27 protein-coding genes are annotated in these 24,108 nt (G+C 64.3%); 15 read left to right on the top strand and 12 right to left on the bottom strand.

Going from position 1 to position 24,108, the window contains the following annotated elements:
- Positions 1-108 precede the first annotated feature (108 nt).
- Positions 109-519, bottom strand: a complete 411-nt coding sequence (locus ACFC0O_RS13535) for a nuclear transport factor 2 family protein (RefSeq protein WP_375957212.1) — start codon at positions 517-519, stop codon at positions 109-111.
- Positions 516-998: a nuclear transport factor 2 family protein gene (locus tag ACFC0O_RS13530; RefSeq protein ID WP_375957209.1), complete on the bottom strand. Its 483-nt coding sequence runs from the start codon at positions 996-998 to the stop codon at positions 516-518. The genes ACFC0O_RS13535 and ACFC0O_RS13530 overlap by 4 nt, the downstream gene beginning before the upstream one ends.
- An 84-nt stretch (positions 999-1,082) precedes the next feature.
- Between ACFC0O_RS13530 and ACFC0O_RS13525 the strand changes: the two genes are divergently transcribed.
- Positions 1,083-1,952 (top strand): helix-turn-helix domain-containing protein, encoded by an 870-nt coding sequence (locus tag ACFC0O_RS13525; protein WP_375957206.1) that lies wholly within the window; start codon positions 1,083-1,085, stop codon positions 1,950-1,952.
- Between the two features lie 333 nt (positions 1,953-2,285).
- Here ACFC0O_RS13525 and ACFC0O_RS13520 read toward each other — a convergent pair whose 3' ends face one another.
- The 4 genes from ACFC0O_RS13520 to ACFC0O_RS13505 all read right to left on the bottom strand — a co-directional run bounded on the left by ACFC0O_RS13520 (position 2,286) and on the right by ACFC0O_RS13505 (position 6,307).
- A complete protein-coding gene (locus ACFC0O_RS13520) occupies positions 2,286-2,798 on the bottom strand; it encodes a DUF2199 domain-containing protein (protein ID WP_375957203.1) in 513 nt (170 codons plus the stop codon).
- A gap of 1,299 nt (positions 2,799-4,097) precedes the next feature.
- The gene (locus tag ACFC0O_RS13515) at positions 4,098-4,289 is read right to left on the bottom strand and encodes a hypothetical protein (RefSeq protein WP_375957201.1); all 192 of its coding nucleotides are present in this window, start codon (positions 4,287-4,289) and stop codon (positions 4,098-4,100) included.
- Between the two features lie 569 nt (positions 4,290-4,858).
- Entirely contained in the window at positions 4,859-5,500 is a 642-nt protein-coding gene (locus ACFC0O_RS13510; protein WP_375957198.1) for a pentapeptide repeat-containing protein, read from the bottom strand.
- 201 nt (positions 5,501-5,701) lie between these two features.
- Complete coding sequence (locus ACFC0O_RS13505; protein ID WP_375957196.1) at positions 5,702-6,307, bottom strand: dihydrofolate reductase family protein; 606 nt, start codon at positions 6,305-6,307, stop codon at positions 5,702-5,704.
- Between the two features lie 128 nt (positions 6,308-6,435).
- On the opposite strand from ACFC0O_RS13505, the gene ACFC0O_RS13500 reads away from it, so the two are divergent.
- A complete protein-coding gene (locus ACFC0O_RS13500; protein WP_375957193.1) occupies positions 6,436-6,762 on the top strand; it encodes a hypothetical protein in 327 nt (108 codons plus the stop codon).
- A 299-nt stretch (positions 6,763-7,061) separates the two neighbouring features.
- Here the strand turns inward: ACFC0O_RS13500 and ACFC0O_RS13495 are convergent, their stop codons facing one another.
- Together ACFC0O_RS13495 and ACFC0O_RS13490 are read right to left on the bottom strand one after the other, a co-directional pair.
- On the bottom strand, positions 7,062-8,249 hold the full coding sequence (locus ACFC0O_RS13495) for an MFS transporter (protein ID WP_375957190.1): 1,188 nt from the start codon (positions 8,247-8,249) through the stop codon (positions 7,062-7,064).
- Positions 8,250-8,286: 37 nt separating this feature from the next.
- On the bottom strand, positions 8,287-9,057 hold the full coding sequence (locus tag ACFC0O_RS13490; RefSeq protein ID WP_375957187.1) for an SDR family oxidoreductase: 771 nt from the start codon (positions 9,055-9,057) through the stop codon (positions 8,287-8,289).
- Positions 9,058-9,186: 129 nt separating this feature from the next.
- Here ACFC0O_RS13490 and ACFC0O_RS13485 point away from each other — a divergent pair, with 129 nt between their 5' ends.
- Positions 9,187-10,101: a LysR substrate-binding domain-containing protein gene (locus ACFC0O_RS13485; protein ID WP_375957184.1), complete on the top strand. Its 915-nt coding sequence runs from the start codon at positions 9,187-9,189 to the stop codon at positions 10,099-10,101.
- A gap of 7 nt (positions 10,102-10,108) precedes the next feature.
- Here ACFC0O_RS13485 and ACFC0O_RS13480 read toward each other — a convergent pair whose 3' ends face one another.
- Entirely contained in the window at positions 10,109-11,425 is a 1,317-nt protein-coding gene (locus ACFC0O_RS13480) for a lipase family protein (RefSeq protein ID WP_375957181.1), read from the bottom strand.
- A gap of 110 nt (positions 11,426-11,535) precedes the next feature.
- Positions 11,536-11,922: a cupin domain-containing protein gene (locus ACFC0O_RS13475; RefSeq protein ID WP_375957178.1), complete on the bottom strand. Its 387-nt coding sequence runs from the start codon at positions 11,920-11,922 to the stop codon at positions 11,536-11,538.
- 138 nt (positions 11,923-12,060) lie between these two features.
- Here ACFC0O_RS13475 and ACFC0O_RS13470 point away from each other — a divergent pair, with 138 nt between their 5' ends.
- The 7 genes from ACFC0O_RS13470 to ACFC0O_RS13440 all read left to right on the top strand — a co-directional run bounded on the left by ACFC0O_RS13470 (position 12,061) and on the right by ACFC0O_RS13440 (position 18,232).
- Positions 12,061-12,711, top strand: a complete 651-nt coding sequence (locus tag ACFC0O_RS13470) for a TetR/AcrR family transcriptional regulator (protein ID WP_375957175.1) — start codon at positions 12,061-12,063, stop codon at positions 12,709-12,711.
- 281 nt (positions 12,712-12,992) lie between these two features.
- The gene (locus ACFC0O_RS13465) at positions 12,993-14,606 is read left to right on the top strand and encodes a flavin-containing monooxygenase (RefSeq protein ID WP_375957173.1); all 1,614 of its coding nucleotides are present in this window, start codon (positions 12,993-12,995) and stop codon (positions 14,604-14,606) included.
- A gap of 43 nt (positions 14,607-14,649) precedes the next feature.
- Positions 14,650-15,558 (top strand): SDR family NAD(P)-dependent oxidoreductase, encoded by a 909-nt coding sequence (locus tag ACFC0O_RS13460; protein ID WP_375957170.1) that lies wholly within the window; start codon positions 14,650-14,652, stop codon positions 15,556-15,558.
- Positions 15,559-15,583: 25 nt separating this feature from the next.
- Positions 15,584-16,375 (top strand): hypothetical protein, encoded by a 792-nt coding sequence (locus ACFC0O_RS13455; protein WP_375957167.1) that lies wholly within the window; start codon positions 15,584-15,586, stop codon positions 16,373-16,375.
- A gap of 80 nt (positions 16,376-16,455) precedes the next feature.
- Entirely contained in the window at positions 16,456-17,136 is a 681-nt protein-coding gene (locus ACFC0O_RS13450) for a hypothetical protein (RefSeq protein ID WP_375957165.1), read from the top strand.
- Between the two features lie 175 nt (positions 17,137-17,311).
- Positions 17,312-17,668, top strand: coding sequence for a DoxX family protein (locus tag ACFC0O_RS13445; RefSeq protein WP_375957163.1), 357 nt, complete (start codon positions 17,312-17,314; stop codon positions 17,666-17,668).
- Positions 17,669-17,842: 174 nt separating this feature from the next.
- Positions 17,843-18,232: a hypothetical protein gene (locus ACFC0O_RS13440; protein ID WP_375957160.1), complete on the top strand. Its 390-nt coding sequence runs from the start codon at positions 17,843-17,845 to the stop codon at positions 18,230-18,232.
- Positions 18,233-18,238: 6 nt separating this feature from the next.
- Here the strand turns inward: ACFC0O_RS13440 and ACFC0O_RS13435 are convergent, their stop codons facing one another.
- Positions 18,239-19,267, bottom strand: coding sequence for an aldo/keto reductase (locus ACFC0O_RS13435; RefSeq protein ID WP_375957157.1), 1,029 nt, complete (start codon positions 19,265-19,267; stop codon positions 18,239-18,241).
- A gap of 116 nt (positions 19,268-19,383) precedes the next feature.
- On the opposite strand from ACFC0O_RS13435, the gene ACFC0O_RS13430 reads away from it, so the two are divergent.
- The 3 genes from ACFC0O_RS13430 (at position 19,384) to ACFC0O_RS13420 (ending at position 21,082) form a co-directional block, all read left to right on the top strand.
- Entirely contained in the window at positions 19,384-19,950 is a 567-nt protein-coding gene (locus tag ACFC0O_RS13430) for a TetR/AcrR family transcriptional regulator (protein WP_375957155.1), read from the top strand.
- Positions 19,951-19,998: 48 nt separating this feature from the next.
- The gene (locus ACFC0O_RS13425) at positions 19,999-20,340 is read left to right on the top strand and encodes a DUF5713 family protein (protein WP_375957152.1); all 342 of its coding nucleotides are present in this window, start codon (positions 19,999-20,001) and stop codon (positions 20,338-20,340) included.
- Between the two features lie 85 nt (positions 20,341-20,425).
- Complete coding sequence (locus tag ACFC0O_RS13420; protein ID WP_375960710.1) at positions 20,426-21,082, top strand: TetR/AcrR family transcriptional regulator; 657 nt, start codon at positions 20,426-20,428, stop codon at positions 21,080-21,082.
- Here the strand turns inward: ACFC0O_RS13420 and ACFC0O_RS13415 are convergent.
- Positions 21,075-22,010 (bottom strand): alpha/beta fold hydrolase, encoded by a 936-nt coding sequence (locus ACFC0O_RS13415; protein WP_375957149.1) that lies wholly within the window; start codon positions 22,008-22,010, stop codon positions 21,075-21,077. The genes ACFC0O_RS13420 and ACFC0O_RS13415 overlap by 8 nt on opposite strands.
- A 239-nt stretch (positions 22,011-22,249) precedes the next feature.
- On the opposite strand from ACFC0O_RS13415, the gene ACFC0O_RS13410 reads away from it, so the two are divergent.
- Both ACFC0O_RS13410 and ACFC0O_RS13405 read left to right on the top strand, forming a co-directional pair.
- Positions 22,250-23,074, top strand: a complete 825-nt coding sequence (locus ACFC0O_RS13410; protein WP_375957146.1) for an SDR family oxidoreductase — start codon at positions 22,250-22,252, stop codon at positions 23,072-23,074.
- Between the two features lie 245 nt (positions 23,075-23,319).
- A complete protein-coding gene (locus ACFC0O_RS13405; protein WP_364647814.1) occupies positions 23,320-24,072 on the top strand; it encodes an SDR family oxidoreductase in 753 nt (250 codons plus the stop codon).
- Positions 24,073-24,108 lie beyond the last annotated feature (36 nt).

The following is a 24,108-nucleotide window of genomic DNA, read 5'->3' as shown; positions in this document are numbered from 1 at the left end:
GGGGTTAATGCGCAGGATGTTTGCAGTTCGCGCGGTGGGCTCGTCACACCGCCGAATTCCGCACCGGGCCGTGACGATCGCTCAGCGGGAGTTCTACCGAGCCGCATTTCAGCCGAGGATGTTCAGCTGTATCGATGTATCCGGGGTATCGACCGGATCGAGGTAGAAGCGGACCGCTGCGGCGCGGCCACCCTCGACCCGGATGATGACCGTGCCGCAGATGGTCTCGACGACCCCGTCGGCCCGCGTTCCGATCATCTCCCACTCCGTCCACACCCGGTCACCGTCCACCACGGAGTCGATGACCCGGGCGTCCAGGCCGTTCGAATACCGGGCGAAGATCATCGTGTAGTTCGCGCGAACCTGGTCGGCACCGCGGAAGGAGCGATCGGGGTGCACCGGCACCACGCAGTCGAAGTCATCGGTGTAATTGACCACCAGCTTTTCGACGTCACGATCGGACATCGCGGCGGCCATGCGAAACGGAACCGCGCGCACTTCGTCGGTCGATGCGCTCATTTCACGCCCGCCTTGTCCGCGGATCCCGCGGCGATCGTGTAGAGCTCGGGATTGCCCGCGAAAGGGGCTTTCCGCACGACGCGGATGCGCCTGATTCGCCATTCATTGTCGATCCGCTGCAGGTCGATGTGCCAGAAAGCACGCACCACGAGCCAGTCGACCTCGTCGGCAGGAACATGGTGGTGGGCCACCACGAAACTCCGGTAGGTAGCGTGGTCGTCTTCGAGTTCGACGATGACGTTGGAGGTCGAATGGTGGGTACTCTGAAACCCTTCCCGTACCGCCCGGCATGCGGCCACGAACTCATCGGCACTCAATTCTCGCGGCGGCGCGCCCAAATGCTCGGAAACGTCCATCGTGACGGTGTCGGCCACGATCGCACGCAGACCGTCCCAGTCTTCGAGATCCTGTGACCAAGCGAAACGAGCCACGGTCTCGGTGACAGCGACCCGGTCGGCGAATTGGTTGACATCAATCATGGTGGTCACTCTTCCGGCTTTCGGCCGCCGTAGCGGGGGCCAAGATGTCCCCCTCCGGGCCGATGCCGCTGATATTCTTCGGCCATGTCGGACGCGCACACTTTGGGAACGGTGTTGCGGGAGCGACGTGAACGCACCCGACCCGAACAGGTGGGCGTCGCCAGTCATGGCCGCAGGCGCACGGGCGGCCTGCGCCGTGAAGAGCTCGCCGAATTGGCCGGCGTGTCAACGGATTACCTCAAACGGATGGAACAGGGTCGTCGACATCCTTCGCCTGGCGTGTTGAACGCTTTGGCCCGGGCACTCCGCGTGAGCAGGGCGGAGTACGAGTACCTGTGCGCACTGGCCGGTTACGCGCCGGTGGACGGACGGGTACCACGGCAGCTCAGTGATGGCGCACGCCGACTCGTGGATCGGATAGAGAGCACGCCGGTGTGCGTACTCGACGCCACGTGGACGGTCGTCGGCTGGAACCAAGCGTGGGAAACGCTGGCCTGCGGGGTGCCCTCACTCCACCCGCGCGAGGGCAACATCGCCTGGCGGGTGTTCGCTGGCCAGGGCGGCCGAGTGGCGCGGTCGCCGCAGGACGATGCACGCTTCCAGCGCCTGCTTGTCGCCGAGCTGCGTGCGGCCTCGACCCGCTACCCTGCGGACGAAGACCTGGCGTCTTTGATCGCCGACCTCCAGCGCGCCAGCGCCGTGTTCGCCGAGCTCTGGGCCAGCACGCCCACAACCGGGCAGTACGACAGCCGGATGCTGCTGCAGGATGGGGATCTGGGGCAGATCGCACTGGACTGCGACACCGTCCACATTCCCGATGGCGACCTGAGGGCGGTGGTGTTCACGGCAGACCCGGGCTTGGCTGACGCCACTCCACTGACCGAATCTGTGCTGGATGCGCGCAGTGCACACTCCAGCCGACAGCAATCCGATGGCCATCGGCTCGGCACGTGAGGTTCTGGCCGAATATGTCTGGCGAGGCAGCTGTATTTCGTTGTGTTGGAGTAGGTTTCGCTGAGGGTCGAGTCGGCGGGCGTAGGTTTGTGTCGTCGGAGCCACGCTTCGTACGGCGCGTGGACCTGGCCTACCCAGCCTGCTCGACCCGGGATATCGTTCGCATCCTCGACCACCGATAGACGAGCAACAGCTATACGAGCTGGAACGGCGTCTTTCGGGCGATCACGCCTAGCCATGCCCGGAGCACCGCCATGGCCGGTTCAGCCAACACGATATGCGGCAAGAGCGTGCAGTCTGCCGAGGTTGCTTCGAGCCGCGATCAGGCTCAGCTCATGGGCCAGGATGCAGAATTTGTTCGGCGATCCATTGAACTCGGGCTGCGGTTATTCCGGTTCGCTGTTCGACCGCCAGCGGATGATCGGTGGGTTCCAGTTCCACGAGTGGCCGGTTGCCGATGGGCTGGGTATGCAGCTTGGTCTTCAGGTTCAAGGTGGTCGGTTCGTACAGTGGCAGCGCCGTGGACAACCATCCGAAGTACGGCGGCTCCTGGACTCTCTCGGGCTTGTCCCACAGCGCCGACATCGTCTCGAAGCTGGATTCGCTGACCGATACCCAGACACCCCAGTCGAATTCGGTGTCCCGGTCGATGATCGGAATGACCAGCCGTGCCCGCACGAAGAAGTGCGATCCCGCGATCACGCATTGTTCTTCTCCGAGCGCGCTGCCGGGCCGATCCGCGACTTCGGTGTTCCAGTACGCAGGGGCCGGCATGCCGTAGCTGAGTGGGGGACCGTCGTGCGGTTCGGCACAGTGGGAACAGGTGTAGGTGGAGCCGACTATCACGCCGGAAGCGTACCGACGCAATTCGAGTGCGCTGCCGTCGGCATGATATTACGTTGGGAAGCTGCTGTCGGCCAACCGGTTTGGACGGTCGACCAACGCCTGGGTCGCAGCAAGGACTGGGTGGGGGATTGTGGCACCTGGACCTGCACGATCTATTTCAACAAGGCAATGACCGAGTTCCTCTCCGGCGCACGCGTAACCGCTGCATCCGGCGTAATCTGCGCGGCCATCGGAACATACACTATTGGTATCGGCGGTGTTATATGCGGCACAATGGCCGCATCCGTAGTAGTAATGGCTCAGTGGGCAAAAGCTCACGGTAACTGCCTGAAGATCAAATACACGCGCATTCCACCGGCCGCCTCATGGTGGCCCGACACCTACAGTGGAGGCAACTGTCAATGAAAGTCTTGGAGTTGTATAAGGCTGGTCGCGTAGCCTCATATAGAACGGTGTGGCGAACAACGGCCACTATTGTTTCGTTAGTCTTTCTGATTGCTGTGGTGTCAGCGCTCACGTGGCACACGCGGGGATCGATGACAGGCTTCCTGACTCAGACCTTACCAGCCGCCATCTGCATCTACATTTTGTGGATCCTCATAACTATTCGCTGGGCGAGAGCCGATCAGGTGGAGAAGAAGGATTAGGTCATACCCGACCACGATGGGTTCTGCTGAACTGTGCGGGCTGAATGCCTTGACGGTGAAGAGTGAGAACATGGTGGTGACAGAGCCGCTGCCGAATGGAAATTTTCTCGTCCGAGATCCCCTTCCAGGGGTTACCTACGAAGTTGGGCCGGATTGGATCAAGCAATATGTCACAGGAGGAGTATTTCGGTGAGTACAGCCATTCTCAGGCAAGTGACGTATATTTCGGACGATGAATACCTCCTCGTCTTCGATCAAGACGGGTCCGAATTAGAGGTCGTGTGCAATATTGATACCCACGGAGGCATACCTTCGGCGGCTTTTGACCCCGCCGATCTGGTGACTTTCGGGCATCTGAGCGACACGCGACCGATTGTAGCCGTCGTTCTAGCTCTGAAGTGTGCGCGAGATAGCTCTACTGATTCCGATAGGTAACTCGATCAGTAACACCCGTATATCTGCTTCTCGGGCTTGATCGTGGTGGTTCACGGAAACGAATTCCGGACCCCTTCGGTGTCACTGTGGTGTGGATCATCCAGGGCGATTCGGGCTTGTCTGTTCGGGCTCCTCGTCGCGGCCACCGGGACCGCTGGTGATCGAAAACCCTACGGTCCACGTCTCTTCTGGATGTCGGCCCCCGCGCGCGGCGGCACTATGTGTCCAGCCGATTTTCGTCACCATCCAACAGGGTGCCGCGTTCGCGCTGGGAGTGGCAGGCGCAGTGGGCATCGGAGCATTCCGTTGGACGCCTTTTCCCGACGATGGCCGTCCCGCGACCTGTCACGGTGAAGGCCACCTCAACAAGAAATCGAAACTGCTCGCCATCAGGTATTTCGTTCGCCATGACACGATCATGACCGTGTTCGATATGCCTGTCTTCAGGACACCCTGTAGTCGTCTTGAACCGCGCGCCACGCGGCAAATCAGTGCGTTCAGCTGGCTGAGGTAAGGGCCGATCCAACGGTGCGGTGCGGGTCCGTCCTCCAGCTCATTCGTGTCCAAACAGGGTAGATTGCCCCAAATTAGCCGAAGTGAGGAGGTTCGAGTGCCATCGAATTCACCAGTTCAAACCGATGAACGGGCTAGGTCGTTTCGATTCGCCGCCAAGCTAATTGCCGCCGCCATTGTCGCGCACGGCGTACTGACATGGCAGCCCTGGGCGACCCCGACGGCTAAGCCCGTGGACTGGACCGATCGCGGAACCTCCTACACACGACACTGCGTGTTGTACAAGGACTCCCTCGACTGCCCCTAGCGAGTGAGCTGAGAGCGGAACGGTATAGAGGGCGAGGCGCACGAAACTCGGCATGATGGTGCGTTGGGAAGCTGCTGTCGGGCAACCGGTTTGGACGGTCGACCAACGCCCGGGTCGCGGGATTAGTGTGTGGAATTCGGCGCAGCACTGAACGGATCTCAAGTGCCTGGTTGGAGACTGGATACCGTGATGTCGGCGCCGAACTGGGCAAACCAGGTCTGCAATTCGGCACCGCTGCGAAGGTCTGGGGCGTCCGATCCGACGTCCGCAGGGCCGTACACGCTGCCATGGGCGCCGTCGATCCGGCACCCGGCAAGGCGTGCATTGGTGAGGCTGGTGCCGTCGAATGCGCAACCCCGCAGGTCGGCTCTCCGCAGATCGGCCTGGAACAGTCCGGTGTCGTGCAGTGCGGCGTCGCGCAGATCCGCGGACCGGAAATCTGTTCCGGCGAAATCGGCGCTCTGCAGCCGCGCACCTCGAAGGGTCGCGCCCGCAGCGTTGCAATCTCGCGCCTGCACAGTGCGCAGTTCGGCTGAGCTCAAATCGGAATCGCGTAGATCAGCGAGCGACATCCACGCCCCGTACAGATCGGTGCCGACGAGCCGCACACCTCGCAAGATGGCCTCGCTCAATTGAGCGTGCTGCAGGTCCATCCCGGACAAGTCCGCACCTGCGAAGTCCAGGCTCGCGCCGTTTAGGAGCGCGGCCACCGTCCGAGGCGCGTCCAGTTTCTCGGGAAGATTGCGGACGTAGACCTCGAGCGCGGTACGGGCGGCCAGGTCGTCCGGCCACTGCTGCACCCTTCGTCCTGGCGGCAGAGTCACAGAGCCAATAGGACCATCGACGAGGTCACTGTCGCAGGAATCGTGGTGCGTGTCGGATGTCTGACCGACCCGACCAACGAATAGCCGTGCAGCCCTCAGTTCGACATGAACGGACGTCGGACCGGTCCGAGTTGCGTTGGGCTACTTGATCTTCCGCCGAGTCGGCCTGCGGGTGCGTCAGGCCGGGGTGCCGAGCGGGGGGTGCTCGAGCACCGTGGGCAGGTACTCGACCAACTGGATGCGGCCGTCGAAGGTGCGGTGTTCGATCATCTCGAGGGCGACGTCCGGATAGCCGTCGTAGATGCGTTCGGCACCCGTGGCGCCGGTGATCACCGGGAACATGACGACGCGGAATCGGTCGACGAGTCCGGCTCGGAGCAGGGAGCGGCACAGGCTGAGGCTGCCGATCGTGGTCAGGAGTCCTGAGCCGGTCGATTTCATGGCGCGGACCGCTTCGACGGCGTCTCCGCGCACCAGCGTGGAGTTGGCCCATGTCAGCGGGTCTTCGAGTGAGGAGGAGAACACCACCTTGGATGCTTTCGTGAGTTCGTCGACGGAAGCCTCTTCTTCGGGCCTGAAGTCGTCCTGGCCCGCAGGCACCTGGCCGGCGGCGAAGCCCGACATCAGTCGGTAGGTGTTCGCTCCCATCAGGTGGGTGGCCTCGGGTTGCTCGCCGAGCCATGCGAGGTACTCCGGACCTTCGAGACCCCAGAACCCGGGCCAACCCTCACCCGACGCGTAGCCGTCGAGAGAGGTGATGAAGTCGACGAGAAGCTCCGACATGGTGATGTCCTTTCCTCGGGTGACACAAGCTTTGACCGACCGGGGGCCGCAAACTCATCGGCCACGCCGTGAAACGACCTAATCGGTAGCCGATCACAGCGGCGGACGTCGGCGGTAGGGTTCGGCGGATGACGGCGGAGCAGTTCCCGCGCCTGGCGGAGGTATTACCGGATCTTGTGACCGACATCGTCGATCTACTGGAACCCGAGGATGACAATCTCGTTCGGACAGTCCGGAACTTGAGGTTCTATGGTCGGTGCACCTGCACGCCCACCTGTCCGATGCTGTTGACCGCGCCGCTCGGCTCGCCGAATGGCGGGGTGCTGGTATTGGAATCCGACGGCGAATCCGTCATGTTTCTGCATATCCATCCTGCGGGACCATCCGATCCATCCCATCAGGTGATCGGAATCGAGGTGCTCGACGGACGCGAGCTGGTGCTGCCACCCGCATGACCAATCGAAGTCCGGAAGTCATTCTCTCGGAAAAGGCTCGACCCCGCAGCAGAACGAAACGATCCCCTGACCGGACTGCCTGGTCAGGGGATCGTGAGCCATCGGGGACTCGAATCCTTAACTCGCTGAAAAGGATTCGGCGTCCTCTTGGTTTGCTTCGAGTCAGGCGCGGCGTGGCGAGGGCGGACGTTGCGGGGCGGTGCAGGGTGTAGTTCGCCAGCTGGGGCGGCGTTGGACCGGCTGCGGAGTCGGCGTGGTGGGACGCGTATCGGCGGACACGGGCTTGCTCCTTCGGATGCTCAGTTGGCAGTAGGGCGGGTGGCCAGGACTGCCGCGGTGGCCAGCAGGCTCAGCGCTGCGGCGAACCAGAGAACGGTGGTGAGGGGGAAGCTGTTGGTGAGGAGGCCACCGAAGAGAGCACCCAAAGCGATGGCGAGGTTGAAGACGGCTGTGTTGAGGGCGGTAGCGGGTTCGGCGGAGTCCGGAGCCGCGCGCAGGATCCAGGTCTGGACACCGACGGGGATACCGCCGAAGGACAAGCCCCACAGGATCATCAAGAGAGTGCCCGCGACGGGGCCGGTACCCACCAGAGCGATCAGAACCAGGACCGAAGCGAGGGCGACGCTGATCGCGATGATGGTGGCGCGGACGTTGCGCCCGGTGGCCGCGCCGGTGGCGAAGTTGCCGATGATGCCCGCTATGCCGAACGCCAGCAGCACCGGGCCGAGCAGAGCCTTGTCGATTCCCATGTGCTGCTCGACGATCGGGGCAGCGAAGGTGAAGGCAGCGAAGTGACCGCTCACCAGCAGGAACGTGATGAGGACGCCGGTGCGGACCACGCGGTTGCGGAATTGATCGGCGAGGGTGCGCAGATGGATGGCGGTGTCGGCGGGCAGCGGCGGCAGGAGCCAGAGCAGAGCGGCGACCACCAGCAGGCCGAGACCGCCGAGCAGGCCGAAAGCGATACGCCAGTCGGTGAGTTCGCCGATCAGAGTGCCCGCGGGGATGCCCAGGACATTGGCCGCGGTGGCGCCGCCGAAGGCGACCGCGGTGGCCTTGGGAACGTATTGGCCAGGCACCATGCGGACGGCGATTCCGGCTGCCAGCGACCAGAATCCGCCGATGGCAATGCCGATCAGCAGCCGGGAGATCAGCAGGACAGCGAAGTTCGGGGCGAAAGCCGACAGCAGGTTCGCGCCGACCATGAGGGAGATGAGGCCGATCAGGACGTGTCGGCGGTCGAGACGTCCGATGGCGACCGGCAGGATCGGCGCGGTAGCGGAGGCGACCAGGCCGGGCACCGTAACCATAAGGCCCGCAGTGCCTTCGGAGATATCGAGGGCGCTGCTGACCGAGGTGAGCAGCCCGACGGGGAGTTGTTCGGAGGTGACGACGGCGAAGGTGCCCACGGCTACGGCTCCGACACCGAGCCAGCGGGTGAGCGATACCCGCTCGTCGGTGCCCGAGGGGGCAGTGGTGGTGCTCATGGTTGTGCTCCTTGATGGTGAGATATTGCTTTCGCGCTCAGGCGATTCCGCCGTCGACGCGAATGACCTGCCCCGAGATCCAGGTGGCGGCCTCGCTCGTCAGCCATGAGACGACCGAGGCGACATCCTCCGGTTGGCCGAGACGACTGCGTGCCGAGGATGGGAACGGGACGTCCGCCGCGGAGTAGATGGAGTCCGAAACAGGCCCGGGGGCAACGGAATTGACGGTGATATCGCGGCCCGAGAGTTCTCTCGCGGTCGCCGACACGAGGTGCTCCACCGCGGACTTGGCCGCCGCCGACATTCCCGACGCGTGCGTGCCGGTGTCGACGAGCGCACCGGTGATGACGACATAGCGGCCGTTGTCCGCGAGATGCCGCGTCGCGGCCCGCAAGGTATTGAAGGCGCTGCGCGTGTTGTGGTCGATCAGCAGATCGAAATCCGCGTCGGTGTGCTCGGCCAGTGGCTTGTGCACGACCGCCCCGACCGCGTGCACCACGATGTCGAGTCGGCCGTGGCGGGCGGCCACACCGTGGAAAAGACGTGTGACATCACAGGATTGGATGGCGTCGGACCGGATCGCCTCCGCCCGCACCCCATAGCCTTCCAGCGTGGACAGGGTCCGTGCGGCGGCGTGCTCGCCGTGGGCGTAGCTGATCACGGTGGTAGCGCCACGAGCGGCGAGCACCTCGGCGCAGGCGGCCCCCTGATCGTGGCTGCCACCCACCACCAGCGCTACCTGGCCGATGAGATCCTTTGTGCCGGTGTGCCTTTGCTGCCGCACGAGGGCTGTCGTGATGGGTCGCACCGGAGTTCCTTTCGTAGCGGTCGGTGTGTTGCCACAAGCCTGCTGGGTCCGCGAGGAAAGCGGAAACAAAAGAACTCGGTGCCCGCCACCGAGGAAGCCGGTAGCCGAGCGAACGATAGGGTGGCTGCTGTGATCGACCTGGATATCCGTCAGCTGCAGTCGTTTCTGGCCGTTGCGGCCGAACTCAATATCACGCGTGCGTCCGCGCGCCTGCACCTGAGCCAGCAGACCGTCTCCACCCAGATTCAGCAGCTCGAACGGGCGATCGGCGTGACATTGCTGGTCCGAACCTCGCGGGGAGTGCTGCTCACGCCCGCCGGTGAGGAGCTCGCGCGCGGCGGCAATGCCGTCGTAGCCGACCTGGGTGATCTCACCGACCGAGTCCGCGCCGCCGACCGCGGCCGCCTCGGCCGACTGCGCCTGGCCTGCTGCCCCTATGCCACAGCGCTTTTCGCCACCGAGGTCGCCGATGCCATGGAGGCCGCGGTTCCCGGACTCGAGGTCGAATTGACCACCGTGCACACCCCACCGGAGGAACGCGCGCTGCTGCTGTCCGGGGAAGTCGACGCCGCATTCATGTGGCTTCCACTGGGCGACGATCGATTCCAGCACGCGACGGTCCGTAGCGACCCGCGCATGGTCGCCGTGTCACCGAAACACCCACTGGCCCAGCAGGAATCGGTGACACTCGCCGAACTGGCCGACGAGCCGGTGCTGCGCCCGGATATCTACCTGTCCGAACAGAACCTCTGCCACTGGCTCGCCGACCCGCGCCCGGACGGCACACCTGCCTTGCGCGGCTCGGTGGTCGACAAGGTCGAGGACGCCCTGATGATGGTCGCGCGCGGCAAGGGCGTCTGGCTCGCTCCCGAACCGTTGACCCGCTGGATCCCCGGCACCGCCGTGGTGTGGCGCCCGGTGGTCGACGCACCCGCGTCCGACCTCGCCATCGTCTGGACCGACAGCGCCCCACAGCATCTCATCGCCCGCATGATCGCCGAGGTCCGCACCATCATCGGAAGCACCGAAGCCGCCCTCGTCTGATCTCGGATCAGCGGCCGAGCGCCATCGACGGCACCGTGCGCGTCGAGCAGCCCTCCGGTGCGGCTTGGCCCGCCAGACGTTCATCGATCCAACTCAGGGCCGCGGGCAACGCGCTGATCGCGAGACTGGCGTGTTCGCTCACTTGGTCCCGCGTGTAGGTCACCGGTGCTCCCGATGCGCACCACTGCGCCACCGTCTGGTCGACCGGTGCGATGGAGACGATCTCGTCGTGCACGGCGTGAAACAGGAAGAGCGGCAAGGTCGGTGCGATGATGCCGTCGATCTCCTCGAACGACGGTTGTAGCTGGTCCAGCAGTTGCGCAAAGGGGATCGTCAGGTAGTCGTTCATGTTCAGGAACGGGTACTTTTCCACAGCGGGCACCGCGCATTCGCCGCCACCCGTCGCCATCAGCGCTTTCCCGGCAGGGGTCAGATGCGTGTCGAACGCCGCCGCGATCCGCGGATCGGCGCGCATCATGCCCGGCAGCATCGCCGGCAGAAAACCGGCGAATGGGCCGCCGTCGAGCGACCGCAGATACGCACTCATGGGCTGGAGCGGACCACCTGCTCCACCGCCCCGAGCAACACCCACCAGCCGTATTTCAGGGGCGTAGGTCGGTTGCACCTGCGGGAGCCACGCGCTGCCGGCCGAGCCGCCGGAGTAGCCGAACGCGGCAACCGGAGTATCTGTGCCCGCCAGGCCCAGCGGTGCGAACGCCTCGGCCGCGCGCACTCCGTCGAGCACGGTATAGGCCGGCTGGTTCGGGGTGAGCAACGCCCCGTTCTCCCCCTCCCAGTCGGGCACGGAAATCGCATGACCCGACGACAAGATCTGGTCGATCGAAATGAAATCCAGTGAGGCGTCGTACTTGTGGTCCATCGGGACCGCTCCCTGACGAAGCGCGAACGAGGGTGCGCACTGCGGAGATGAGGCATCTTCGGCAGCCTGATAGCTGATCAAGCCTTTGACTTGCCCGGTTCGCGGCCGCAGCACCGTTGTCACGGTCGTGATGGGCTGACCGGCGGTATCGGTCGTTCGATACAGCAACTGCCAGGCATCGGCGTCCTGCGCCTGCGGACCCATCGAGGCCATCTCGACGGGCCGCGAATTCAGCACGGTGCCCGGCGCTTTCGAGTCCCAGCCCGACGGCGGGGTGTAGAACGGGTCGTTCTGCGGAATCGGGATCTGCTCCGCGCTACCGACCGCCATGGACGTGCCGGTAAAGCACAACACAGCCGAAACCGCGATCAGAACCGGGCGCAGCCGAGCGCGTGCGACCACCGAACACGCTGCGCCGCAAGTTGATACGACACTGTCCAACATCTGAATTCCCTCCCTGGCGGGGACCGACTCCCGGCGAATCCCCTCGAGGGCAGTCAGATTACATTTCCCGACCGAGTTGGATACCCGAACCGGCGAATAGCCCGACACAACTATTGGGTGCAGCGCTCCAATTGTGTTCCGCGGCGCGGTCCTATCGACATGAGGTCGCTGGGTTCGTCCAGTTCGATGCGATGCCATCGGCCGCGCGGGACGACGACGGCACTCCCCGCCCGCAGTTGGACGAAATCCTCGGTCGCGCTGCCGGTTTCAGCGCGCAGATACACTCGAGCGCTGCCCGCGAGCACACTCACGAGCTCCTCTCCCGAGGGGTGCATCTCCCATGTATCGCTGTGCACATCCGCGTCGGTCTCGACGTGGAAGGTCGCTACGGTCCAGCCGTCGATATCACCGCGCATCCGGCGCTCCTCAGCGAACACCTGCCCGTCGGGGAGTATGCGAACTCCACGGGCGAACAGGTCGATGGTGTCGAATGACATGGGTATTCCTTTCATTCCGGCGCGACAGGAGTCGGCAGCTCGGTAGGTGGGGCGACAGATCCCGACGGGTTTGTGTACGCGTATACAAACTAGCGCGATGGTGCCCTCGTGTCGAGATGCTCATGACAAGATGGGCCGGTGACCACCACTCCCACCGGCCGTCCACCACGCCTGTCCCGCGCTCGGATCGTGACCGCGGCGCGTGAGTTGGTCGCCACGAGTGGCACCGAGGCGCTGACCATGCGCCGCCTGGCCACAGAACTCAATGCCACCCCCATGGCGCTCTACCGCCACGTGCGCGATCGCGAGGAACTGCTCCTGCTCCTGCTCGACGACATCGCCGCCGATATGCTGCGCCCCGACCTGCCCGCCGACCCCCGCGAACGCGTGGTTGTCGCCGCGCGCGCCATGCACGACACCCTCGCTCAGGTCCCATGGATCATCGAGGTCCTCACGGCCGACGAATTCTTCGCCCCCTCGGCACTCTGGTACACCGAATCCATCATCGATGCCGCCATCACCTCTGGTCTGACCCCCGAAGACGCGGTGCACGCCTACCGCTCCATCTGGTACTACACGGCCGGTGAGCTCATCGTCCGCACCGCCTCTTCCCGCCGCACGACAGCGGACGGAAATGCCTTTCGCGACAAGGTCTTCGCCGACCTGGACCCCGAATCCCTGCCGCGCCTAGCAGAACTCGGCAACCGATACGTGAGTCTTGCCGCCACCGACACCTACGAGCGTGGCCTGCGCGCCCTCGTCGCAGGACTGCTCGGCCCACACAGCTGAGACCTGCCCAGACCCTGTCTCAGGGAGTAGCCGGTCGCCCATCACGGCGGCGCGGGTAGTCGTAGCTGCCAGTTTGACATTCGAATAGTTTCGCTATTCCGATTGATTGGTCAGCTAGATTGCCTTAATATCTGAAATCTGCAACTATCTGAGACAGTGAGACCGGTGTACCGGTCACCGCGCCGCGCCCGAGGAATCGGCGCAGCAGCACGTCCGATCGTCGACCATCCGGCGATCATCGAGTGAGGAGTCCTTCCTTGAACACGAACACTGAAAACCCCATGGCTGCACGGGTTCAGCCTCAGTTCGAGGTCGTGGTGGTCGGTGCGGGCGTCAGCGGCATCGGCGCGGGCTGCCAACTACGGCGTGCCGGGATCGACGACTTCGTAATCCTTGATCGCAGAAGCGATTTCAGTGGTACGTGGATCGCGAACACCTATCCCGGCGTCGCGCTGGACGTGCCTTCGACCTCCTACGAGTTCACCTTCGCGCCGAACAGCTGGTCCCGAATGTTCGCCACCGGCGCCGAGGTGCGCGAATACTGCCACCGGGTCGCGCGCGAACACGGGCTCTACGAGCGGTCCCGGTTCGGCGTCTCGGTCGAACGTGAAGTGTGGGACGACGAAACCGGCTGCTGGACACTGCATTTGGATGACGGTTCGACATTGACCGCGCGCTACGTGCTGAACGCGACCGGATATTTCCTCGAGCCGCGATCGAACTCGGGCATCCCCGATATCGAAACCTTCACCGGGAAGGTGATGCTCTCGGCCGGTTGGGACCATGACTACGACTATCGCGGCAAACGGGTGGCGGTGATCGGCACCGGGGCCAGCTCGATGCAGATCGTGCCGTCGATCGTCTCCGAGGTGGCCCAGCTCGATGTGTACCAGCGCACCGCCACCTGGTGCGGTCCCAAACCGGACTTCGCCTTCGGCCGACTGGGCCGCGCGCTGCTGCGCTCGCGACGCTTCCACACCATGGCGTATATGGCCAATTGGTATCTGTACCAGGCCGTGATCGTCGCGGCCGAACATCTCCCGACCCGCGTCACGCTCGCCGCGCTCGAGAGGTTCGAGAACGCGCTGCGCGCGGCCTACCGGGCGTACCTGCGAATCCAGGTCAAGGATCCGCACGTCCGCGCGGCCCTGATTCCCCGGCACGGACTGATGGCCAATATGCCGACCTTCGGCCGCGGTTTCCTGCAATCGTTCAACAGGGACAACGCGAATCTGCTCACCACACCGATCGAGCGATTCACCGAACGCGGCATCCGCACCACCGACGGCGTGAACCACCCCTACGACATGATCGTGCTGGCGACCGGCTTCACCGTCGCCTCCGAACCGGAATCGTTCCCCGTCGGCGCGGTCAGCGGACGCGACGGGGTGGACCTGGGGGAGTTCTACCGCGCCCACGGCATGCAGGCCTATGCCGGTGTCGCCATCCCCGGATTGCCGAACCGATGGTCCATCTACGGACCCTACGGCTGGAACGGTGTGACCTTCGTGAGCATGAGCGAGACCGCCGGGCTGCATGTGGCGCGGGTCCTGACCGAAGCACGCAAACAGGGTGCCGAGGTCGTGGAGGTGACCCGGGCCGCGCACGACGCCTGGCATCAGATGATGATCACCAGCCCGTTCACCCGGGTCGCGCAGGAGTACGTGGTCGAACGCCAGGTCAAGGGACACAACGTGCGCAGCTACTTCTCCAACGCGCGCGGCGAGGTTCCGATCGTGCGCCCGTCGCGGGGATTCCGGAACTCGCTGTGGAACCACAGCGAACGATTCGATCCGCAGCAGGACTACACCTTCCGCGCGCTGTCCTTGCCTCGCACGAACGGCCATGGGCAGTCACCGAATTCGATATCGGCCCGGGTGGCCGTGGCGGACTGATTGCCGGACAAGGCAATTGATCGACAACCGATTGGACTCAATGATGAGACTTCCATTTACCGGACCGGTAGCGAACAAGCGCGGCCGGGTGGTGTTGGTGACCGGCGCGGGTAGCGGCATCGGCCGCGCGATCGCACTGCGCCAGGCCGCTGCGGGCGACATTGTGATCGCCACCGATATCGACCTGCCCGCGGCCAAGGAGACGACCACTCTCGCCGAAGGTGACTGTCACGCATACGAACTAGATGTGCGTGACCCCGCTCGGTGGGAGACGCTCACCGACGAGATCATCGCCCGATTCGGTGTCCCCGACATCCTGGTGAACAACGCGGGCATCGCGGTCGGCGGCGCGTTCATGGATCAGACGCCGCAGGATTGGGACCGCGTCATGTCCATCAACGTCTACGGCGTCATTCACGGCAGCAAGATCGTGGGATCGAGGATGCTGGCCAGCGGGCGACCCGGCCATATCGTCGTCATCGTCTCGGGGGCCGCGTGGACTCCCAACCGCGTCGCGGTCTCGTACTCCACCTCCAAAGCCGCCGCGCTGATGATCACCGAGTCGTTGCGAACCGAGCTGGGCCCCAAGAACATCGGTGTCAGCGCCATCTGTCCCGGCGCCACCCGGACCCAGTTGGCCACCCACGCGACCCTGGTCACCTCCGACGCGGACACCACCGAATCGGTGCGCGCGGATTTCCAGTCGATCCAGGATCGCTTCGGATTGGCCTCGCCGGATCTGGTGGCGCGCGCGGTGCAACTGGCGATCCGCTTCGATCTCGCCATCGTGCCGGTCAACTTCGACGCCACCGCGGCGTGGGTGCTGCACCGGATCTCACCCGGTCTGCTGCGGCGAATCTGTGCCATTCCCACGATGCAGCTCGCCGAAGGTACGGCCCGAAAGGCGGTCAAGTATCTGCCTTCGTCCCCGGCCAACCGTCAGAGCCGATAGCCCGCCACGGATCAAGGAAACTTCGATGTCTCACACCGCCGTCATCCCGCCTCGCTCATCGTCCTCGTGGTTCGCCGCTGTGCTCCACCGACTCGCATCGTGGCTGGCCAAACCCTCTGCCGCACGGCTCGTTTACGCGCTGATCGCCATTACGCTGGTCATCGGCGGCATCGCCGCCGCACTGATCATCGCCTACGTCTTTCCCGAAAGCTGGGACGTACAGGGCACTGTCGAGCTGTATCGCAAATATCAGCTCGTGGGCAAGATCGGGATGATCGTCATCGGCACCGCCGCCATCCTGTTCCTGGCCATGGTCGGCGCGACCGCCTCGTACTTCTGGAGTATCGACACCAGCAAGAACCACGTTCTGTCGTGGATCGCGATCGTGAGCGACATCGCTTTCGTCACAGCGATTCTCATGTATGTCAGCTTCGCGGCCGCGCCGATTGTGCTCTACGGGCACATCTCTGATGACCTGCTGCACGTCTTGCATGTGCAGGCGTTCGCGGCGGGCGGGATGCTGGGTCCGCTGTGGATTCCCAACATCATCGCCGTCGCGGTTATCGGCCGTCGCGCGGGTGTGTTCCCCACGTGGCTGAGCTGGCTCGCGGTGCTGGGAGTGCTGACGCAATTCCCGGCCATCCTCGGCGTGACCACGCTGTACGGACCGTTCAACGCCGCCAACGGCTTCATCTCGTTCTACATTCCGGGAATCGGTCCGGTGACGTGGGCGACCTACATGATCGCCTGGTGCACAGTGCAATGGGCGAAGGACCATGCGGCTGACATCAGCCGAGTCGGGGCTGCCGAGCGGTAACTCCGCTCGTTGTTCACCCCTGCCATCATGCGAATGGCTGGACCGGGCCTCGCGGCCCGGTCCCGACGACAAGGACTGCCATGGCCAGCCCATTCCGCGACCCCGGCATCACCGACGGCGAGAGATCGCACTATCGGATTCGGCTCACCGAAAGTGCTGCGGGACATCCGATCACCTGCGTCGTCGACCACGACGATGACTGCTACATCTCCTCGCTCGAGGTCGGTTCCGACGACGCTTACAGTGCCAAGGTCGAACAACGTATCCGCCGATCCGAAGGCTTCATCGAGGCCGAAAGCTACCAGGCCGCCTCCTACTACCAAGGCCGCACGGTCTCGCGAGAAGAAGGCTATTTCCTTGACACACAACACATTCAGTTCGGCGGCACACTCGCCCCGTTCCCACGCGGTGTCATGCCACTGCTGGGCGGATTGACCCTGCTGCGCGGACTCGATTTCCGGCGCGGCGCGAAATCCAAACACGATCTGTGGCTTGCCTTCTCGATCTCCTGGCCGCTCGAGGTGAAGGTCGACAAGCGCATGACCATCACGGTGCCCGCGGGCTCGATGGACGTTTGGCAGGTGAACCTGCGACCCAGCTTCAGCCATATCAATACCCTGCTGGACAAAGTGGTCTCGGGCTTCCTCCCACCGTTCACCTGCCATTTCGAAGCAGCCGCAACGCACCGCCTGGTGCAATTCACCTTCCCGAGCGGCCCCCTGCCCTGGCAGCCGCGCGCGATCATCGAACTCGTGGCTTGAGCATTGTGCGATGCGGAAGTGCACGCCGGCGCAGGTGCGGTACAACCGATGAGACGGGTGACCGCGATGTTGTACTGTCACGGCAGGTGCCCGTTAGAGGATCTCGACCGTTTACGGGACACGAATCGATACCGACAGCGGCGCTGAATTATCAGCTGAGATGTTCGGAGAGAACGTGTTTATCGCCTTCGTTACGGTCACCATTCTCGGTGTGCTTTTCAACGGTGCCGCCGCCGTCACGTATCTGATCGGCCACGACTACCCCAAAACCCAAGCGGATATGAAGGGGATCCCCCGGAAGTACGTGCCCGTGCTCGGCACCTTGCTGGCCGCGGGCGCGGTGGGCCTGTTGGCAGGGCTCGCCGTGCCGATCCTCGGAACGCTGGCGGCGATCGGCTTGGTGCTGTACTTCATCGGTGCTATCGCCGCGCATCTGCGAGTGGGCTCTCGCAACATCGTCGGCGGAATCGTGTTCCTGGCCACCGCAATCGCTGTGCTCGTATTGGGCGTGAGCTACCACGGGGCGTGGTGAGGCGATTCGGGGCGAGCACTCCACTGCCGATTCATCAAGGGACACAATCGGTTGGGGACGCAAATGTTCACTGAAGTATCACCTGCGCGCCGCTCGGCGGCGGCAAGCACGAACCGGTTGCCGCGCATTGTGTATGGTCCGGTCGGTTAGCGCCGAGGACAAGGGGGATCGGCAATGACATCCGTTCAGCCGAAACGGTATTCACAGATCAAGCTGGCTGTCACCGTCGTTTGCGTCGGTCTGTTCGTCGCCGGAACGGCCAGATTGTTGAGCACCGGCGATGTAGCCGACATGGCCGCGAAGGTGATGTGCGGCTTGGCGCTGTTCGGTGCTGTAGCAATGCTTTTCGTTTCGTTCGTGCGGGACGCGGGCGCACCGGCCGCCGTGCGCAAACCTGTGACGATGCGCAGCAGAGTCGGCGCGATCGCGACGCTGTGTCTCCTGGTCGTCCTCTTCATCGTCGCGTGGAGCGCACCCCTGGCCGATGCGCCCCGCCAGGTTCTGATGGAAACGGTGCTACTCGTGTCCACGCTCTCCAGTGGATGGAGTTCGACTCGGCAGTAAGCCCTGTCAGGCGGCCGCGCGGTCATCCGGGGAGCGGCGACGCAGGCCCGATGTGGTGAGAACGGACGGGACGTAACCCATTTGGAGTTTCCCGACCCCGGTTCCGGGCGCGACGACGGCGTCGATCCGGTCGAGGGTCTCATCGGTGAGTGTGACTTCCGCACCCGCGAGCAGGTCGTCGAGTTGTTCGAGGGTGCGTGGGCCCAGCAAGGCGGAGGTGACGCCGGGATGGGCGACCACGAATGCCATTGCCATGTGTGTCAATGAGATTCCGGCCTGGTCCGCGATCGGGATGAGCTGTTCGACGGCGTCGATGCGGCGCTCGTCGGCGAGGTGTTCGAAGTAGTGGCCGCTGCGGTTGAGGGTCGAGGGCTGTCCCTTGCGTACCCGGCCGGTGAGCAGGCCCTGAGCCAGCGGGCTCCACGCGATGGTGCCCATGCCGTAACGCTGGGTGGTGGGTAGCAGGTCGCGTTCGATCTCGCGGTTGAGGATCGAGTAGTGCGGTTGTTCACATCGAAAGCGCTCCAAGCCTTTTCGCTCCGAAGCCCACTGCGCTTCGACGATTCCGTGCGCGGGCTGTTTGGAGGTGCCGATCGTGCGGACCTTGCCACTGCGCACCAGATCGGTGAGCGCGGACAGGGTTTCCTCGATGTCGGTGGAGTCGTCGGGGTAGTGGTACTGGTACAGGTCGATGTAGTCGGTGTCCAAGCGGCGCAACGAGTTCTCCACCGCGGTGATGATCCAGCGTCGTGAACCGCCCCGCTGATTGGGGGCGTAGCTCATCGGGTTGGAGAACTTCGTGGCCAGCACGACCTCATCGCGCCGGCCCTTGATCGCTTTTCCGACAATCTCTTCCGATTCGCCAACCGAATAGACGTCCGCGGTGTCGATCAGATTGATTCCGGCATCGAGGGCCCGGTGGATGATCGCGGTCACCGCGTCGTGATCGGTGTTGCCCATGGCCCCGAAATTCATCGCGCCGAGCGCGTAAGGGCTCACGTGGATGCCGGAGCGGCCGAGCGGGCGGTAGTGCATGGCGATCTCCTTGTCGATCTCCCGGATAAGTGGGGAGAGTCCCCGTTTCTCCCTTGCTAATATATGGGGAGAGTCCCCGTTTAGCAACGACGGGGCCGCCAGCCGGGAGGAAACACGTGGTCGAGACGGCGAAGGGCCGACCGGTCCGCGCGGACGCACGGCGCAATTACGACCGGATCCTCGACGCCGCGCGGGACGCTTTCACCGAAGTCGGTCCGGATGTGCCGTTGGATGTCATCGCCCGCCGCGCCGGAATCGGCAACGCGACGCTGTATCGGCACTTCCCCACGCGGGAGCTGCTGATGGAAGCCACCTATCGCTCCGATGTCGCCGAACTGGCGATGAGCGCGCAGCGCCTGCTCGGGCAATTGCCGCCGCGCCAGGCCCTCGAATGCTGGGTGCGCGAACATTTCATCCCCGCCCAGCAGCACCACGGATTCGCGGTAATGCTCCGGGACGCGCTGATCAACGCCCCCGAGGTGTTCACCGACAGCAAGCAGCAACTCGACGATGCCGTGAACCAGCTCGTCGCCGCGGCACACGACAGCGGTGACATCCGGCGCGAGATCACACCGCGCGACATCCTGCGTATGGCATACGGCATCGCCATCGCTTTCGAATCGGCACCCGAAGCCTGTGACCGCATCCTCGCGGTCATGTTCGACGGACTGCGCCCCGCCTAAGCGCTACTGCATGATCAACGCACAGTCAGTTCTCGTGGATGGAGCGCCATGGCGATCACGAACCAACAGGTGATGGCTCGTACGTTTTTGCAGCCGCTGTATGCGGACCCGTACTTTCCCGATCATGTGCTCGATAAGGGCACGGCGATCCTGGTGCGGCTGTGCGAGCGGATCGAGGCCGACAAGCCCGCGGATCTGGCGGCTCTGTACGCCCTCACCTGGGCCGCGACCGAGGAGTTCAATCTCTTGGAGGCGGAGTTCGACGCGGCGGGCAGTGAGATCGAGACCGTCGCGCGGGAGGAGATCGCCGAGGATTTCTGCTTCGTCGCCGCCGCTTACGGGTTCGCCGATGCGGACGCGGAGGAATTGATCGCCCCTCGCGAGTGGTGAACGGCAGCCCGGGCGGGTCCGAATCACGGTGATACGGTTGCCACCTCGATGAATGTCCGTTGATTGACAGGTTGTGAGCTGATTGGTGGCCGAATCCGTTGCTGTCGAAAGCGAATCCGGGCGGGTGGGGCCGCGGACTCGGCGGGGAGTGCGGACTCGGGGGGCGTTGATCGCGGCGGCGCGGGAGGTGTTCGAGCGGGACGGGTATCTCGATGCCCGGATCTCGGATATTTCCAAGGCGGCGGGGATGGCGTCGGGGTCGTTCTATACCTACTTCGACAGTAAGGAAGAGATTTTCGCGGCGCTGGTGGAGCAGGTGCAGGATGAGATGCTGCATCCGCATTTGCGCGAGCGCAGCGGGGTCACCGATGCTCGGACGCTGATCGAGATGGCCAATCGCGATTATCTGTTGTCCTACAAGCGCAATGCCCGGTTGATGGCGTTGTTCGAACAGGTCGCGCATGTCGATGAGAATTTTCGGCGGATGCGGGTGGAGCGGGGCAAAGCCTTCGTGCAGCGCAACGCGCGGATGATTCGGGCGCTACAGGAGTCGGGGCAGGCCAGCGCCGAGCTCGATCCCACGATTACCGCGCATGCGCTCTCGGCGATGGTGAGCCGGATGGCGTACACGGTTTTCGTTCAGAATCAACGCATTTCGTTCGAGAAGCTGGTGGCGACGCTGACCCAGCTGTGGATCAACGGGCTGCAACTGACTGCGCCTTCGGACGACGCGGTCAGTTAGAGACTTCGCGGGCGAAATCGATCAGCGCCGCGTTCACTTCGGTCGGGCGCTGCTGCTGAATCCAGTGGCCCGCGCCCTCGAGAATGATCGAGCCACGCAGATCCGTCAGTACCGCAGACATTTTCGCCAACGGCGTGAATTGGATGACCGGATCGGCAGAGCCCGCGATGAACAGCGACGGCTGGGTGACTTTGGTATCGGCGAGATGCTCGGTGCGTTCCCAGCTGCGGTCGAGATTGCGATAGTAGTTGAGCCCGCCGGTGAACCCCGTCTTCGTGAAAGTCTCGACGTAGTAATCGAATTCGGCGGGAGTGAGCCACGGCGGCAGCGGCGGCTCGGCGGAGTCGGTATCGAGGAACGTGCGTGCGCTGAGCACCTCGTCTTGCAACAGGGCGCGCCGCACGTCCGACGCGAGGACCTTATCCGCGACACCGGGCTCTTGGAACCAGACCATGTAGAACTCGTCACCGAGCCGCGATCTCAGAATAGGCACCGGCGGCCCGGACGAGCGGGGTGTGGCCGGAACGCTCAAACCGGCGACCGCACGCACGCGATCGGGATACGCCCGCGCCAGCTGCCACACCACCGACGCGCCCCAATCGTGGCCGACGAAGATCGCGTCCTCGATACCGCGGGCATCGAGCAGCCCGACCAGATCCGCGCACACGGTCAGAAGGTCGTACTCCTCGATCCGCTCGGGCCGCGAACTCCCGCCGTAGCCGCGCATATCCGGGGTCAGCGTGCGAAATCCCGCGTCGGCGAGCGCGAAAACCTGGTGCCGCCAAGAGAATCCAAGTTCGGGGAACCCGTGGCAGAACACCACCGGCACACCGCCACCGTGCTCGACGACCCGCAGTTCGATGCCATTGGTCGCCACCTGGGCGCTGCCGAGCCCTTGCCAGTCCTGGAGTAGATCTCGTGCGGTCACGGTTGTCCTTCATCTCGCGTCTGAGCCAGGGGTCCGGAGTGGGACTCACGCTATGCAAAATTGACGCCGAGTTCAACTACGGGATGAATCCCTCTGTGTCACAAAGCTTTCGATCCCGATCCTTGCCACTCCCCCATCCCGGGACTCTTGAACGCGGACGCGCGGGCGAGTAGACAGACGAGATCATCGACTCGAATCCAGTACCGGATTCGAGCATCCGACTCGACAGAGGAGTACTCGTGCAGGTCGCGGGAAAGATCGCGGTGGTTACCGGTGGCGGCGGGGGAATCGGCGGTGCGCTGGCCGCACGGCTGGTACGCGAGGGGGCACGGGTCGTGATCGCCGATCTCGATGCCGACGCCGCGGCGAGCGTGGCCGCCGCCATCAACGAGAGCCATCCGAAATCGGCCATCGCCATGGGCTCCGACGTCTCCGATATCGCGCAGATCGAAGCACTGATCGCCCGCGCCGAAGCCGAATTCGGCCCGGTCGACTTCTACTTCGCCAACGCCGGTGTCGCCGGACCCGTCGGCATCGGTGACGACGACGCGGCCTGGGCGACCACGATCGATGTCAACCTCCAAGCCCATGTGCGCGCCGCGCGCCTGCTGCTGCCCGGCTGGCTCGACCGCGGCGAAGGCTACTTCGTCAGCACCGCCTCGGCGGCCGGTCTGCTCACCCAAATCGGTTCCGCCGCATACTCGGTCACCAAACACGCGGCCGTCGGCTTCGCCGAATGGCTGTCGGTGACCTACGGCGATCGCGGCATCCGGGTCAGCTGTCTGTGCCCGATGGGCGTGGAGACCGCGCTGCTGCGCGCGGGCGAGAATTCCGGCGACGCGCTCGGTGCGGCCGCGACCCGCGCGGTGACTTCGGCCGGTGCGGTGCTCACCCCGGACGAGGTCGCCGAGATCGTCCTCGCGGCGATCGATGACGAGCGATTCCTGATCCTGCCGCACCCCGAGGTGCTGGACATGTACCGCCGCAAGGGCGGCGACTACGACCGCTGGCTGTCCGGTATGCGCCAGTACCAGCAGCGCCTACTGGATAGCGCCACCTCCTGAAAACCTGAATCCGGATTCGATATACCGGATATCACCGCTGGTGGGCGCGCTACGCTGGCATCCATGTGTCGCGAGTCACAGCACGGACCGCACCGCACACCCTTGACCCGTGAGGCCTGCGTCACGCATGGTTTTCATGACTTACCAAGCGCTTAGTAATCGACTCCGAGTCGGTGGCGCTGACGACGCGCGGCGGGTGCACCACCACCCGGTCCGGATCGCCCGACCTCCGAAGGGACCACTCTGTGAACAGATTCGACGGCAAAACGGCGATCGTGACCGGCGCGAGCCGGGGCATCGGTCTGGGCATCGCTCAGCGCCTGGTGGACGAGGGTGCGAAGGTCGTGATCACCGCGCGCAAGCAGGAGGCGCTCGACGAGGCGGTCGCGAGCCTCGGCGGCCCGGCCCATGCGCTGGCCGTCGCGGGCAAGTCCGATGACATCGCCCATCAGGCCGATACCGTCGCGCGCGCCATCGAGACCTTCGGCAGCGCCGATCTGCTGGTCAACAACACCGGCATCAATCCGGTCTTCGGCCCGATGGTCGAACTCGATCTGGCCGCGGCCCGCAAGATCGTCGAGGTGAATTGCCTGGCCGCGCTGTCGTGGGTGCAGCAGATCTACAAGGGCTGGATGCATGAGCACGGCGGTGCGGTCGTGAACATCTCCTCGGTCGCGGGCACCAAGCCCGCCCCGGGCATCGGCTTCTACGGTGCCAGCAAGGCGATGCTCACCCACATCACCCAGGAGCTCGCGGTCGAGCTCGGTCCCGATATCCGGGTCAACGCCGTCGCCCCGGCCGTGGTCAAAACCAAATTCGCCAGCGCGCTCTACGAAGGCCACGAAGCCGAAGTGGCCGCGAACTATCCGCTCAAGCGACTCGGCGTCCCCGAGGATATCGGCGGCGTGGTGGCGTTCCTGCTGTCGCAGGACGCGAGCTGGCTCACCGGACAGCTGGTGGTCGTCGACGGCGGCGTCACGCTGACCGGCGGCGTCTGAATCCCCTGAACACTCCCTTTCCCCCTGCACACTCAC

Origin of the sequence: Nocardia sp. NPDC056100, from assembly GCF_042266325.1 — a bacterium.
In the GTDB taxonomy this organism is placed as follows: domain Bacteria; phylum Actinomycetota; class Actinomycetes; order Mycobacteriales; family Mycobacteriaceae; genus Nocardia.
The sequence above is the reverse complement of the archived record's forward strand: the minus strand, read 5'-3'. Positions and strand labels throughout refer to the sequence as shown.

Bases quoted from the DNA above. Each gene is read 5' to 3' on its own strand.
- ACFC0O_RS13495 (WP_375957190.1), bottom strand. From the start codon at position 8,249: ATGAGCACCACCACTGCCCCCTCGGGCACCGACGAGCGGGTATCGCTC.
- ACFC0O_RS13530 (WP_375957209.1), bottom strand. From the start codon at position 998: ATGATTGATGTCAACCAATTCGCCGACCGGGTCGCTGTCACCGAGACC.
- ACFC0O_RS13435 (WP_375957157.1), bottom strand. From the start codon at position 19,267: ATGCACTACCGCCCGCTCGGCCGCTCCGGCATCCACGTGAGCCCTTAC.
- ACFC0O_RS13525 (WP_375957206.1), top strand. From the start codon at position 1,083: ATGTCGGACGCGCACACTTTGGGAACGGTGTTGCGGGAGCGACGTGAA.
- ACFC0O_RS13460 (WP_375957170.1), top strand. From the start codon at position 14,650: ATGAGACTTCCATTTACCGGACCGGTAGCGAACAAGCGCGGCCGGGTG.
- ACFC0O_RS13475 (WP_375957178.1), bottom strand. From the start codon at position 11,922: ATGTCATTCGACACCATCGACCTGTTCGCCCGTGGAGTTCGCATACTC.
- ACFC0O_RS13480 (WP_375957181.1), bottom strand. From the start codon at position 11,425: ATGTTGGACAGTGTCGTATCAACTTGCGGCGCAGCGTGTTCGGTGGTC.
- ACFC0O_RS13440 (WP_375957160.1), top strand. From the start codon at position 17,843: ATGACATCCGTTCAGCCGAAACGGTATTCACAGATCAAGCTGGCTGTC.
- ACFC0O_RS13505 (WP_375957196.1), bottom strand. From the start codon at position 6,307: ATGTCGGAGCTTCTCGTCGACTTCATCACCTCTCTCGACGGCTACGCG.
- ACFC0O_RS13425 (WP_375957152.1), top strand. From the start codon at position 19,999: ATGGCGATCACGAACCAACAGGTGATGGCTCGTACGTTTTTGCAGCCG.
- ACFC0O_RS13455 (WP_375957167.1), top strand. From the start codon at position 15,584: ATGTCTCACACCGCCGTCATCCCGCCTCGCTCATCGTCCTCGTGGTTC.
- ACFC0O_RS13515 (WP_375957201.1), bottom strand. From the start codon at position 4,289: ATGGCGAACGAAATACCTGATGGCGAGCAGTTTCGATTTCTTGTTGAG.
- ACFC0O_RS13500 (WP_375957193.1), top strand. From the start codon at position 6,436: ATGACGGCGGAGCAGTTCCCGCGCCTGGCGGAGGTATTACCGGATCTT.
- ACFC0O_RS13450 (WP_375957165.1), top strand. From the start codon at position 16,456: ATGGCCAGCCCATTCCGCGACCCCGGCATCACCGACGGCGAGAGATCG.
- ACFC0O_RS13465 (WP_375957173.1), top strand. From the start codon at position 12,993: ATGGCTGCACGGGTTCAGCCTCAGTTCGAGGTCGTGGTGGTCGGTGCG.
- ACFC0O_RS13535 (WP_375957212.1), bottom strand. From the start codon at position 519: ATGAGCGCATCGACCGACGAAGTGCGCGCGGTTCCGTTTCGCATGGCC.